Origin of the sequence: Paenibacillus sp. TAF43_2, assembly GCF_052113545.1 — a bacterium.
GTDB lineage: Bacteria > Bacillota > Bacilli > Paenibacillales > Paenibacillaceae > Pristimantibacillus.
The window spans coordinates 1-12,887 of the sequence record NZ_JBFRDK010000172.1 but is presented as its reverse complement, the minus strand read 5'-3'; the positions used below and the strand labels follow the sequence as shown (position 1 = coordinate 12,887).

Here is a 12,887-nt window from a genome sequence, read left to right as displayed (position 1 = left end):
TTCCAGTACCGTTTGCCTAACCAATAACCAAGCTCAGCTCTTTTATGATTATTATTTATTGTCATGCCGATGCTTCCCATAAACGTATGGTTTCCTTTATCGATCAGAGCAAATGTGTAGCCTGTCCCTTCTTGATCAATCTCAGCGCGACGGGCAATAAAGGCAGCAGCTCCGCCTTCTGGATAAGGATAAGGAATATTTAGAGTGGTGCTTGCAACGTCAAAATCGTTTATTAGCTGCTGTAGTTCCTCGGCATCTCCAGCCTCAAATGGTCTGAGTATTAATCTGTCGGTATGAAATACAGTCATAGCATGCACCTCCAAATTGTAAATTTTAATTAAGTATAAAGAAAAAAATGGAAGTTGCAAGGTTTTTTTATTGGTTATTTAGAGCGATACAGCATTCGAAAGGCTTTTGGTTTCGTACTTGTGTGTTTCGTGAAGCAGCGAACAAAATAAGGAAAGGAGCCGAAGCCTGTTTCTTCAGCTATTTTGCCGATAGGTTCATTCGTGTGGATAAGCAGCCGCTTCGCTTGCTCAATACGGTGGCGCGTGACGTACTCAAGGGGAGTACACCCAAATGTTTTTTTCATGCAAATCGCAATATAATTGGGGTGAAAATGCAGCTCCTCTGCCATTTTCTTATAACTAAGCGGGTCTTGATAGCTGCGCCGGAGGAACAGAGCGGTTGCTTCGGCAATTTGCAAATAAGGACTATCCACCGCCGATTGATTTTGATCCTGAAGCAGCTGGAGGAGGATGTGAAAAATTTGCTGCTGGGTCCACCGCGATTGGGCAGAGGGCTGCTCCTGCAGTTTCAGCAGCTCGCGTATTTTCTCTTCAATGGCATGAGGGACAAGCAGACGCTTCTGCTTTGGAAGCTGGAAAGGGAAATACTCGATCGGAGCAAAGGGCTGCCCCTCCTGTGAAATGGAGAATGGCAGCCGTTCATGTGATTCACTCCAATCACCGACCGTTTGAAAGTGCAGCCAATAAAAATGGGTTTCCTCGGTGCAGGGCATAGTCGTTCGATGAGAACGGTCAGGTCGAAAAATAGCATAATGGCCTGCCGAAATATYGAACTCCTGTCCTTCTTCCTCCATATATAAACTACCGCGTGTTACGTATATAAGATCGAAAACGCCAATGTTTGAGCGATCAGCATGTCTGCCAAGTATAGGATAAGTGTCCTCGCCGCCATGAATGAAATGAGGCATGGGGGGACAAATGAATTGTAACATTCAGGCTTCACTCCTTGCTTAGTCATTACGGGATAATCATACGCGATGATTGCAGTTTGAGTAAAGATACGATAAAACAAAGATGTTGTGATTGGATAAAAAGTAGTTGAGATCAGCTATCCAATCGGGCAAGTCCCGCATGGTATATTCGGTATGCATTCATCATGGCATGAAGGAGTGGTACAGAAGCATGGGACAATTACATGAAGCATTTGGGGCGCTGCCGCTTGGCAGCATTAAGGCGGAAGGCTGGCTGTATAATCAGCTTCGAATACAAGCGGATGGACTTACGGGTCATCTGGAGGAGCATTGGGCGGATGTAGGCCCGAACAATGGTTGGATAGGAGGGGAAGGCGAGAGCTGGGAGCGCGGTCCCTATTATTTGGACGGGCTGCTGCCGCTTGCATATACACTGGGCGATGAGAAGCTGATCGCGAAAGCGAACCGTTGGATAGAATGGTCGCTCGCCAGCCAGCAGGAGAATGGTTTTTTTGGGCCTGCACATATTACGACGGTTAATAATGACCTGGATAAGAAGCAGGACTGGTGGCATTTCATGATTATGCTTAAGGTGATGATGCAATATGAGGAGGCAACGAGCGATGAACGAATCGTTCCATTCCTTAGCAAATTTTTCAGTTATGTAAGCTCGATTATTGAGGAGCAGCCTTTGCGCGGCTGGGCGAAGTCTCGTGGCTCCGAAATGCTGTTATGTATTTTATGGTTATTTAAGAAGACGGAAGATGCGGAGCTGCTCAAGCTGGCTGATATCGTTGCCAGTCAAACACTGGATTGGACAGATATTTTCCATGACTTCCCGTTCTGGAGAAAAGTGGAGCAATGGGATTTTCGGACACATGTTGTCAATGTGGCGATGGGGATTAAGATGCCAGGCATTTTATATGAGTTGTATGGTGAGAGTGTTCAGCGTGATGCGGTTCATCGCGGCATAGACAGCTTGATGACTCATCATGGGCAAGCGCATGGCATGTTCTCCGGCGACGAATGGCTGTCGGGTACACATCCGAGCCAAGGGGTTGAGCTTTGCGCAGTCGTTGAGTATATGTATTCGATGGAGCAGCTTACTCGGATTTTTGGCGAAGGGCGATTCGGTGATATTTTGGAGAAGGTGGCGTTCAATGCGCTGCCAGCAACGATTTCCAAGGATTGGAGCGCGCATCAATATGATCAGCAGGTGAATCAAATTGTTTGCAATGTAGCGCCTAGAAATTGGAGCAATGGGCCAGATGCCAATTTATTTGGCTTAGAGCCTAATTTTGGCTGCTGCACATCAAATATGCATCAGGGATGGCCGAAGTTTGCTTCTCACCTGTGGATGACGGATGCAGCCGGAGGTTTGGCAGCGGTATCGTATGCTCCATGCCATGTCCAAACGTCAGTTGCAGACGGCGTTGCAGCTGAGGTGCGAGTAAGCGGACAATATCCGTTCCGCGATGAAGTGACGATAGAGCTAGTGCTTGAACGTTCCGCTACTTTTGCTATTTCGCTGCGTGTGCCGGAATGGTCCGTCAATTCGAGCCTGCTTGTGAACGGTGAAACTATTGTTTTAAACCCAGTAAAAGGTTACGCGCGAATTGAACGGGAATGGCAAGACGGTGACAAGCTGCTGCTGAAGCTGCCTATGGAGGTTCGTACCGTTTCGCGCAATTTGTACGCAGTAAGCGTAGAACGTGGACCTTTAGTCTACGCTCTGCCGCTGGTGGAAAACTGGCAGCTGCTTAGGCTGCGTGAACGGTTTCATGACTGGGAAATATACCCGGGTTCTCCATGGAAATATGGCCTGCTTGCGGATACGAGCTTTGAGGTAATGGTGAGCGAAGATGCGATTCCCTATCAGCCGTTTGATGCGGCTGCTGCGCCAATCCGCTTGAAAGCAAGCGGCAAGCTTGTTGCAGAATGGCGGATGGAAGGCAACAATGCGGGTACTCCGCCTCTTAATCCGGATACAGAGGGTCAGCCGGTGACTGAGCTGGAGCTAGTCCCGTATGGTAGCGCGAAGCTGCGAATCGGTGAATTCCCGCTGCTTGGAGAGCGAAAGCCGGTTATTCGGAGTTAAGAGTATGAAAAAAAGGCAGTGTCTAACAAGCCGTTTTCGCGATCATATTCCCACATGGTAAATTCTATGAAGTAAACGTTTCCTCGTGGCTCATACGCCGCAGCAACGTTGTAAGCGCATATATGCGCTTATAGACAACAAACTAAGCCTTTTCTTGGGCTGTAAGAACCTATGGGTTCTTACAGCGCCGTTTCCTGTTCGCTTATACGCCGCAGCAGCTCAATAAGCGCATATATGAGCTTATTGACAACAAACCAAGCCTTTTCTTGAGCTGTAAGAACCTATGCGTTCTTACAGCTCGATTTCCTGTTCGCTTATACTCCGCAGCAACGCAATAAGGGCATATATGCGCTTATTGGCAACAAACCAAGCCTTTTCTTGAGCTGTAAGAACCTATGCGTTCTTACAGCTCGATTTCCTGTTCGCTTATACGCCGCAGCAGCTCAATAAGCGCATATATACGCTTATAGACAACAAACCAAGCCTTTTCTCACGATGTAAGAACCTATGTGTTCTTACAGCTCCATTCCCTCTTCGCTCATACGCCGAAGTAACGCAATAAGCGCATATATACGCTTATAGACAACAAACCAAGCCTTTTCTCACGCTGTAAGAACCTATGTGTTCTTACAGCTCGATTTCCTCTTCGCTCATAAGCGGCAGCAACGCAATAAGCGCATATATGCGCTTATAGACAACAAACTAAGCCGTTTCACACGATGTAAGAACCTATGTGTTCTTACATCTCCATTTTCACCTCTGCCGCTAGCATCCCATCCATAGACAAAAAAAGAAGAATGACAGCACAGGAATTTTGCCTGTGTCGCCATTCTTTCATGATTTATTTAATTTCGGACTTTTTTGCCTTATTATTTTTTCTTGAAAAACGCATTGAAAAGTTCAGCTGTTTTTTTCTGGTCAGGCGTGATCGAGAAGAGAACAAAATCTCCATTGCGCAGAATCTGATAGTTTAAAGCCTGTTCGTATTGATCTTGTACATAGGTTTCGAATACTTTTTGCACAGCCTCGGCACGTTTCTTGAACAGAGCTTCAATGTCGGAAAAGTCTTTCTCTGACTTGAGCTGAACGACGGAAAACTCTCCAGCTTGAATCATTATCATCGGTTGATAGAAAATGCCGTCAATCAGCATCGTTTCCGGGTCTATGCCATAGCTGTCTTTTATTCGTTCGCCTTCAACTTCCGAAAGCGACCCAAGCCCTGCATCGGCTTTTATTTTGGCTGCGATATCAGCAACGGTGACCGCACCAGATGGATTGCCTGGATCTGGTTTCGTCGTCGGCTTCGGTGTAGGAGACGGCGTAGCAATCGGCAGGGTGGATGGCTTCGGTGTAACCGTTGGTTTAATGATCGGCTTCTCGGTTGGTGTCTCAGTGTTTGGCTTCTCAGTCTGTACTGGAGAGGCTGGTTTCTTGGTCGGCTTTATGGTTGGCAAAGGTTTAGCTGAGGTTGCAGGTTTCTTCGTTGGTTTCGCAGTCGCAGCAGGTTCATCAGTTTTTGCTGGTTGTTTAGTTGGTGCAGGTGTGGCCGTCTCTATAGCATCCTTTGGAGATGTGGTAGCTGTCGGCGCTTCAGTCGTTATGTCCTCAGTTGCAGTAGGAAGTGGTGCCTCGGTAGGCTTGTCCGTTGCAATGRCTCCACCTGATTCTGAAGTGCTGCTCTCTTCGTTATTCAATGGTTTGCCGGCGCTGCTGCAGGCAGCTGAAATGACTGTTATGAGAATAACTATGGATATGACAGAGAAGTATTTCGTTTTAAGCATAAACATCCAATTATCTCCTTTAATCATCGTTGTAAGTAAGACGCAGGCAAAGGCCAAAAGGTTGCTGTACGCTCATCTGCCGCTATTGCAGCTTTCGTGCCTGCGAGGGGGTCATTCCTTTGTACTGCTTGTATAGTTTCGTAAAATAGTTCGGATTCTCACAGCCTACCTTTGCTGCAATTTCAGTAATCGTATCATTGCTTTCGCGCAGCAGCCGCTCGGCTTCGTTCATGCGATTGACATTGACATATTCGACGAAGGTGCGTCCTGTCAGCTTTTTGAACAGCTTGCAAAAATGGTAGGGATTGAGGCTGACTTGCTTGGCGGCCTGCTCAATCGACATTTTTTCGCGAAAATCAGATTCAATACGCGAAATGAGCAGCTTGAAGCGGTCCCGATTGACAAAGTATGGTTCCGCCGGCATGCCTACCAGCTGACGCTCGATGAAAGTGCGGGAAAGAAGCGTAAATAGAGCATACAGCTTTGATTTGACGATAAGCTGATAGGCTGGCGGCTTGGCAATCAGCTCGGTAATTGCTTCTTCCAGCAGCGAGTAATGCTGAAGACAGGACTCATCCTGCTCGGCCGGCTTTACGGGATAACGAAGCCTACCCTCCAAGTAAGGCGCAACAAACTGCGCATGCAGCGGATCATGCACCCAATCATTGAAGAGGGAAGCGTTGAAGACGATACAATCATAATAAATATTGCCGTAACCCAGTGCATAGCCGACATGAAGCCCGCCGCCTGGGATGAGCAGCACTTCTCCTGGCTTGACGACAAATGGACGGCTGTCGATATGGAAGAGAGCACTGCCTTCTCTCATGATGATAATTTCAAAATGCTCATGCCAGTGTAAATAAAGGAAACATTCATTTGGCGTTACATTATAGGCACGGTTTTGGAAGAGCTGAAATGGATACGCTTTTTGCTCTAGACGCGTATTTTCCCATAGCTCTTTCGGATAGCTCATCTACGTCACCTCCAACACAAGATTCGACTAGTATTGCGCAAGATTGTATAGAGAAATATACAAAACTCCTAGTTATAATGAAGTTGTTGAGAATACTATAAGCCAATATTGGAGTGATATACAAGGATGAATAACAAATTGAGAATTGGAACGCTTGTCGGCGGAGGGAATGCGGATCAGATCATTCCACAAATCGTAAAGCACGGATTTGAATCGTTCAACTTAACTTTCTGGCAAACGACTGGTGAAACAGATCTTGTGGAGATGGCTAAACGGGTAAGAGCGCTTGCCGATGAACATGACTTTGTGGTTCCAGCTGTAAGCGTTTTCGGGAACCCGCTAACGGGAGAAGGAAACAACGCAGATACGCTTGCGAGCTGGGAGCGTCTGATTGATCATGCTCATCTGTTTGGAGCTGATATTGTATCTGGGTTCACAGGCCGATTGACGAATCAACCGATTGACGAGTCCATTCCGAAATTCAAGGAAGTATTCGGGGAGCTCACACGCAGAGCAGCGGATAAAGGTGTACGAATTGCTTTTGAAAACTGCGATATGGGCGGAACATGGGCGACAGGCGATTGGAATATTGCCCATAACCCGGCAGCCTGGGAACTTATGTTTAACGCGGTGCCGCTGGACAACATCGGATTGGAATGGGAGCCATGCCACCAAATGGTCAGCTTAATCGATCCGATTCCGCAGCTGCGCAAATGGGCGAATAAGGTGTTCCATGTGCATGGGAAAGATGCAACGATTGCTTGGGATATCGTGAAGGAGCACGGAGTACACAGCAAGCAGCAGTATGTATGGCACCGTACACCTGGTTTTGGCGATACCAACTGGAAAGATATTATTACGATTTTGAGACAGAACGATTATAAAGGCACAATTGATATTGAGGGCTGGCATGATCCTGTTTACAAGGACGAGCTGGAAATGACAGGACAAGTACATGCGCTTAATTATTTGAAAAACTGCCGCGGCGGCGATTTTGTTCCTAATCCGGTATAGAAAATAATAGAGTTCAAAAAGGAGAGAATATAATGTCGATTAAGCATCGTGTCGTTATTGCCGGCTGCGGAGGCATGGCGAACACTTGGGTAGACTACGCCAAAGAACGGGAAGACACTGAAATTGTCGGGCTTGTTGATATTAAGGAAGAGTTTGCGCAAGCGATGGCTGAACGCAAGGGGCTTCATTGTCCAACCTTTACCGACATCAAAAAAGCGATCGCGGAGACAGATGCTACCATCGTATTCGATGTGACCATTCCTGCAAGCCATTATACAATCAGCACGACGGCTCTAGAGATGGGCTGCCATGTCTTCGGAGAAAAGCCGCTTGCAGAATCGATGGCAGACTGCAATGCAATCGTACGTATTGCTAGCGAATCGGACAGGACGCATGCCGTTATGCAAAATCGCAGATTTGATCCGCGCATTCGTGCTTTTCGACAATTGCTCGAGGAGGGCACGATCGGCAAACCAGGTTTTGTAGGCGCAGACTTTTTTCTAGGCGCGCATTTTGGCGGGTTCCGCGATGCGATGGACAGCCCATTGCTGCTGGATATGGCGATTCATACCTTCGATCAGGCGAGATTTATTATTGGTGCTGATCCTGTTTCTGTCTATTGTCATGAATTTAATCCTCCAGGCTCTTGGTATGCAGGCAATGCCAATGCGATCTGTATCTTTGAGATGTCCGACGGCTCCGTATTTAATTATCGCGGATCTTGGTGCGCGGAGGGGGCGTCCACAACATGGGAGTCTTCTTGGAGAGTAACTGGCGAGCATGGTACAGCGATTTGGGAAGGAGATAACAACCCATATGCCGAGATCGTGGTTAGCGGCGATCAGAGCGGGAAATTCATACGCGACTATAAACGAGTAGAATCCCAGCTTCCTGAAATGGAAAATACGCATCATAAAGGCTGCTTGGACAATATGTTCGCTTCGCTTGAGGCAGGCAGCAAGCCGGAAACGGATTGCAGCGACAATATTTATAGTATGGCGATGGTTCTGGCCTCACTTGAGAGTGCAAAAACCGGCCAAAAGGTACAAATTGCTGGCTTTATGGAAGCAGCGGCAGGCAAATAAATCATAGGTGAACAAAAGAGTGACTTCGAGCTGACACAGCTGCGGGGTCGCTCTTTTGTTTTGCACAAATGTCCGAATTCATTAAAAAAAGACCTATATTTCTAAATACGAACGATGGTCGTTTTTTCTACAATTGGAGGTGAAAACGGAAAGAGGTGAAGGACCATGGGTACCGATTATGTGCTTCAAATGAAAGGAATTAGCAAATCGTTTCCTGGCGTCAAGGCGCTTTCAAATGTTGATTTTGGTCTCAGGAAGGGCGAGATCCAGGCGCTCATGGGAGAGAACGGCGCAGGAAAATCGACGTTGATTAAAGTAGCGACCGGCGTGCACAAATGGGAGGCTGGAGAGGTGCTGCTTGCTGGCAGGACGATAGCTCCAAAATCTCCGCTGGAAGCACAGCGGCTTGGCATAAGTACGGTATACCAAGAGGTCAATTTATGCCCAAATCTTAGCGTGGCTGAGAACATTTATATTGGTCGTCATCCCAGAAAACGCGGATTAATAGACTGGGACAAAATGTACCAAGGCAGCGAGCGGCTGCTGGAGCGTCTAGACCTTGCGATTGATGTTAAGCAAACCTTATCGCATTATTCGGTCGCTATTCAGCAAATGGTAGCCATTGCGAGAGCTGTGGATATTTCAAACGGTATTCTGATATTGGATGAGCCTACGTCAAGCCTTGACGCGAATGAGGTTAAACAGCTGTTCAAGGTTATGCGCATTCTAAAGCAAGAGGGCATGGGCATCGTATTTGTTACTCATTTCCTAGATCAGGTCTATGAAGTAACCGACCGAATTACGGTGCTGCGCAATGGGATGCTCATCGGCGAATATTTAACGAAGGATCTGACCAAAACAGAGCTTGTGTCCCATATGATCGGCAGGGAATGGAGCGTAGAAGAAGCAACAGGGAAAAAGGCAGTTGAGCGAACGGCTGGCGAAAACTTTTTGGAGGCCAGCTCGCTTGGCAAACGAGGCAGCATTAATCCTATCGATCTTCAGATCGGGAAAGGGGAGGTGCTTGGTCTTGCAGGACTTCTTGGCTCAGGCCGAACAGAAATCGCTAAGCTCATCTTTGGCATCGACAAAGCGGATGAAGGCAGCTTGACCATTGACGGCGAGCTTATTTCTTCCATGTACCCGCAGAAAGCTATTCAGAAAGGGCTTGGATTCACGCCAGAGGATCGCAAAGTAGCAGGCATTATAGGAGAGCTTACCATTCGTGAAAATATCGTCTTGGCGCTGCAAGCCCGTAAAGGCCTCTTCTCATTCATACCGCTGCGCAAGCAGAAGGAAATCGCTAATCATTACATTGATTTGCTAAAGATCAAAACCCCAAGCGCGGAGCAGAAGATTGAAAATCTAAGCGGCGGAAATCAGCAAAAGGTTATTTTGGCGAGGTGGCTTGCTACGCAGCCGAAGCTGCTTATTCTGGATGAGCCGACACGCGGAATCGATGTGGGTTCCAAGATGGAAATCCGCAAGCTCATTCTTGATTTGGCGGCAACAGGCATATCGATCCTCATCATATCGGCGGAGCTAGAGGAAATTGTTCAATGCTGCAACCGGATTATCGTTTTACGCGATCGGATTAAGATCGGCGAGGTCGCCGGCGCAAACATGCGCGAGAACATTATTATGGAAATGATTGCGAAGGGAGCGGAAATGTATGGCGGGTCTGATGGGATTGGCGCGTAGTTTAAGCAAGCAGAAAATCATTTGGCCGATTCTGGCACTCGCTGTATTGTTTCTTTTCAATTTGATCGTCATTCCTGATTTTTTTCGAATGGAATGGAAGGACGGCCATTTATTCGGCAATTTGATTGATATTTTGAAAAATGGATCGCCGCTCATCATTATTGCTATTGGCATGACTCTAGTCATTGCTAAAGAGGGAATTGATATATCCGTAGGATCAGTTCTCGCTATTTCGGGGGCTATCGCTGTATTTATGCTCGATGGTTATCCACTTTGGCTTGTTATTCTAGCGGGGGTATTTGCAGGATTATTATGCGGCTTATGGAATGGGATGCTCGTTGCGATGATTGGCATTCAGCCGATGGTGGCTACCTTAATTTTGCTGACGATTGGCCGAGGAATCGCTCAACTAATTACGAGCGGGCAAGTGCTTACGACTAACGATAAGGCGTATCAGTTTATTGGAAAAGGGCATTTGCTAGGGCTGCCATTTCCGCTGTTCATTGCGATGGCTGTATTTTTACTCGTATATCTATTCAAAACGCGTACCGCGTTCGGGCTTTTTCTAGAGGCTGCCGGCGGCAATAAGACAGCGAGCAGCTATGCGGGTATACGTCCTAAAGTAATCTTCATGACCGCATATACGATTACGGGCATTTGCGCAGGTATTGCCGGCATTATTATTAGCGCAAATGTAGCAAGTGCCGATGCGAACAATGCCGGACTGTGGATAGAGCTGGATGCTATTTTAGCTGTCGTAATTGGCGGAACCTCGATGCGCGGCGGACGCTTCTACCTTGGCGGAACGATCTTCGGAGCCTTGTTCATCCAAAGCTTAACGACGACGATTTATTCTTTGGGTGTCGAGCCTTCCAGCATTTTGCTCGTTAAAGCGGTTGTTGTTATTATCGTCTGCTTGATTCAATCCGACTTATTCCGGCAGTCATTCAAATTGGTGAAAAAGAAGGTGGCGGCATAATGAAGCTGATTTCTCTGAAAATTAGCCATAACAATATTATTGTTTTGGCTACGCTGCTTCTTTTGTTTATTTTGTACGGATCAGGTGCTGCGCTTTACAAGGGCTTTTTCTCCATGCAAGTATTTTTGAATCTATTTATAGACAATGCCTATCTCATTATTGTGGCCACAGGCATGGCATTCGTCATTATTAAAGGCGGCATCGATTTATCCGTAGCTTCGGTCGTTGCGCTGATCAGCATGGTGTCGGCATCGTTGTTCCAGCATGGGGCAAACGCACTTGTTGTAACGATCGTTGCTCTCGTCATTGGTACGCTGTTTGGGGCAGGACAAGGGTATTTAATTCAGCGCTTTCAGCTGCATCCTTGGATTGTCACGCTGGCGGGAATGTTCCTCGCTAGAGGGATCAGCTTTCTCATCAGCACGGAGAGTATCGTTATTAGCAATTCGGTTTATGTGAAGCTCTCCCAATACAAAATTTATTTGTGGGGCGATCATTTTATAACGATTAGTGTCGTCATTGCGATTGCCGTTGTTATCGCTGCTCTCCTGATCGGGCGGTATTCCTCCTTTGGCAGGGCGGTGTATGCGATTGGCGGCAGTGAAAAGTCCGCTGTTTTGATGGGGCTGCCAGTTGCGCGAACGACGATTCTTGTATACACCTTAAGCGGTTTGTTTTCTGCTATTGGGGGCATCGTGTTTACACTCTATATGCTGTCGGGCTATTCGCTGCATTTGATGGGTATGGAAATGGATGCCATTGCGTCGTGCGTTATTGGCGGTATTTTGCTCACTGGCGGATTTGGTTATTTGATCGGGCCAACGCTCGGCGTGCTTTGTACAGGTATTATACAAACGATCATTATGTTTCAAGGAACGCTCAGCTCTTGGTGGACCAAGATYACTATTGGATTTTTATTGTTTCTTTTCATGGCTTTTCAGCGAATTATTGTGATGAGAAAAGAAAAAAACGCTTTGCCAGCTTCCAAAAATAAACCGAAATTTGAAAATAAAGTCGTTAATTTGTAAATACAGAGCATTTGCAACATTTGTATATTGAGAGTGTAGCCAATACAAGTTCGATAGGGAGGAAATAAGAATGAACAGAAAGAAACCGTTTATCGTCACGATGCTAGCTGCGATTATGCTGGTAGGCTTGATTGCCGGTTGTGGCAACAACAGCAATAATGGGGGCAACAAACCAACAAACGGAAATGCAACAAACAAGCCAACAGAGAATGCGGCAACGGAAGCACCACCGGAAGCGAACAAGAAGCTGGTTGTAGGATTCGCACAAATCGGCGCGGAAAGCGGCTGGCGCGATGCTGAGACCGATTCGGTTAAAGCAACATTTAGCGAAGATCCTAACTTCGAGCTGAAATTCTCTGACGCGCAGCAAAAGCAAGAAAACCAAATTAAAGCGATCCGTACGTTTATCGCCCAAAAAGTAGATGCCATTGGACTTGCGCCAGTCGTAGAATCAGGCTGGGAAACGGTATTGAAGGAAGCTAAAGATGCGAATATTCCAGTGTTTTTGCTAGACCGCGGCATTACAAAAGGCAATGAAGACTTGTATGTATCGTTTATCGGTTCCGACTTTATTCTCGAGGGTCAAAACGCAGCGAAATGGATGATCGATGAGTTTGGCGCTGGCGCTCAGGTCAACATCGTTCAATTGGAAGGCACAGTAGGTGCAAGCGCAGCGAATGACCGTAAAAAAGGATTCGAGGATGCGATTGCTGGCGAAGCCGGCTACAAAATCGTTTATTCCCAAACAGGCGATTTCACTCGCGCCAAAGGCAAAGAGGTCATGGAAGCTTATTTGAAAAAGGATAAAAACATCCAAGTTGTCTACGCACATAATGACGACATGGCGCTAGGCGCGATTCAAGCGATTGAAGAAGCGGGCTTGAAGCCAGGTACAGATATTAAAATTATCGGCGTTGACGGCATTAAAGCAGCTTTTGAAGCGATTGCAGAAGGTAAAATGAATGTTACTGTAGAATGTAATCCATTGCTGGGACCACAGCTGAAGCTG

At 46.9% G+C, this 12,887-nt stretch carries 11 protein-coding genes; 7 read left to right on the top strand and 4 right to left on the bottom strand.

All coding sequences use genetic code 11. The features are described from left to right. Both AB4Z17_RS26640 and AB4Z17_RS26635 read right to left on the bottom strand, forming a co-directional pair. The coding region (locus AB4Z17_RS26640; protein WP_441963162.1) for a GNAT family N-acetyltransferase at nucleotides 1-308 on the bottom strand (308 nt) is incomplete at its 3' end. Nucleotides 309-382: 74 nt separating this feature from the next. After that, nucleotides 383-1,240 carry a helix-turn-helix transcriptional regulator gene (locus tag AB4Z17_RS26635; protein ID WP_441963160.1) on the bottom strand — a complete coding sequence of 286 codons (858 nt, stop codon included), beginning with the start codon at nucleotides 1,238-1,240 and terminating at the stop codon, nucleotides 383-385. A 190-nt stretch (nucleotides 1,241-1,430) separates the two neighbouring features. Here AB4Z17_RS26635 and AB4Z17_RS26630 point away from each other — a divergent pair, with 190 nt between their 5' ends. Continuing rightward, nucleotides 1,431-3,317, top strand: coding sequence for a beta-L-arabinofuranosidase domain-containing protein (locus tag AB4Z17_RS26630; protein ID WP_441963158.1), 1,887 nt, complete (start codon nucleotides 1,431-1,433; stop codon nucleotides 3,315-3,317). A gap of 869 nt (nucleotides 3,318-4,186) precedes the next feature. Here AB4Z17_RS26630 and AB4Z17_RS26625 read toward each other — a convergent pair. Beyond that, entirely contained in the window at nucleotides 4,187-5,104 is a 918-nt protein-coding gene (locus AB4Z17_RS26625; protein ID WP_441963156.1) for a DUF4358 domain-containing protein, read from the bottom strand. Between the two features lie 76 nt (nucleotides 5,105-5,180). Continuing rightward, entirely contained in the window at nucleotides 5,181-6,071 is an 891-nt protein-coding gene (locus tag AB4Z17_RS26620) for an AraC family transcriptional regulator (RefSeq protein ID WP_441911019.1), read from the bottom strand. 126 nt (nucleotides 6,072-6,197) lie between these two features. Between AB4Z17_RS26620 and AB4Z17_RS26615 the strand changes: the two genes are divergently transcribed. The 6 genes from AB4Z17_RS26615 to AB4Z17_RS26590 form a co-directional block, all read left to right on the top strand. Then, on the top strand, nucleotides 6,198-7,085 hold the full coding sequence (locus AB4Z17_RS26615; RefSeq protein WP_441963154.1) for a sugar phosphate isomerase/epimerase family protein: 888 nt from the start codon (nucleotides 6,198-6,200) through the stop codon (nucleotides 7,083-7,085). A gap of 32 nt (nucleotides 7,086-7,117) precedes the next feature. Then, the gene (locus AB4Z17_RS26610) at nucleotides 7,118-8,170 is read left to right on the top strand and encodes a Gfo/Idh/MocA family protein (protein WP_441963152.1); all 1,053 of its coding nucleotides are present in this window, start codon (nucleotides 7,118-7,120) and stop codon (nucleotides 8,168-8,170) included. 165 nt (nucleotides 8,171-8,335) lie between these two features. Continuing rightward, nucleotides 8,336-9,871 (top strand): sugar ABC transporter ATP-binding protein, encoded by a 1,536-nt coding sequence (locus AB4Z17_RS26605; RefSeq protein ID WP_441963150.1) that lies wholly within the window; start codon nucleotides 8,336-8,338, stop codon nucleotides 9,869-9,871. After that, a complete protein-coding gene (locus AB4Z17_RS26600) occupies nucleotides 9,843-10,850 on the top strand; it encodes an ABC transporter permease (RefSeq protein WP_441963148.1) in 1,008 nt (335 codons plus the stop codon). The genes AB4Z17_RS26605 and AB4Z17_RS26600 overlap by 29 nt, the downstream gene beginning before the upstream one ends. After that, the gene (gene yjfF / locus AB4Z17_RS26595; protein ID WP_076266740.1) at nucleotides 10,850-11,878 is read left to right on the top strand and encodes a galactofuranose ABC transporter, permease protein YjfF; all 1,029 of its coding nucleotides are present in this window, start codon (nucleotides 10,850-10,852) and stop codon (nucleotides 11,876-11,878) included. Before AB4Z17_RS26600 ends, yjfF begins: the two co-directional genes overlap by 1 nt. 70 nt (nucleotides 11,879-11,948) lie before the next feature. Then, nucleotides 11,949-12,887 (top strand): ABC transporter substrate-binding protein (locus tag AB4Z17_RS26590; protein ID WP_441963146.1); only part of this gene is annotated, 939 nt, incomplete at its 3' end.

Excerpts from the sequence above, each read along its gene's own strand:
- AB4Z17_RS26605 (WP_441963150.1), top strand. The coding sequence starts at position 8,336 with ATGGGTACCGATTATGTGCTTCAAATGAAAGGAATTAGCAAATCGTTT.
- AB4Z17_RS26615 (WP_441963154.1), top strand. The coding sequence starts at position 6,198 with ATGAATAACAAATTGAGAATTGGAACGCTTGTCGGCGGAGGGAATGCG.
- AB4Z17_RS26610 (WP_441963152.1), top strand. The coding sequence starts at position 7,118 with ATGTCGATTAAGCATCGTGTCGTTATTGCCGGCTGCGGAGGCATGGCG.
- AB4Z17_RS26620 (WP_441911019.1), bottom strand. The coding sequence starts at position 6,071 with ATGAGCTATCCGAAAGAGCTATGGGAAAATACGCGTCTAGAGCAAAAA.
- AB4Z17_RS26630 (WP_441963158.1), top strand. The coding sequence starts at position 1,431 with ATGGGACAATTACATGAAGCATTTGGGGCGCTGCCGCTTGGCAGCATT.
- AB4Z17_RS26600 (WP_441963148.1), top strand. The coding sequence starts at position 9,843 with ATGGCGGGTCTGATGGGATTGGCGCGTAGTTTAAGCAAGCAGAAAATC.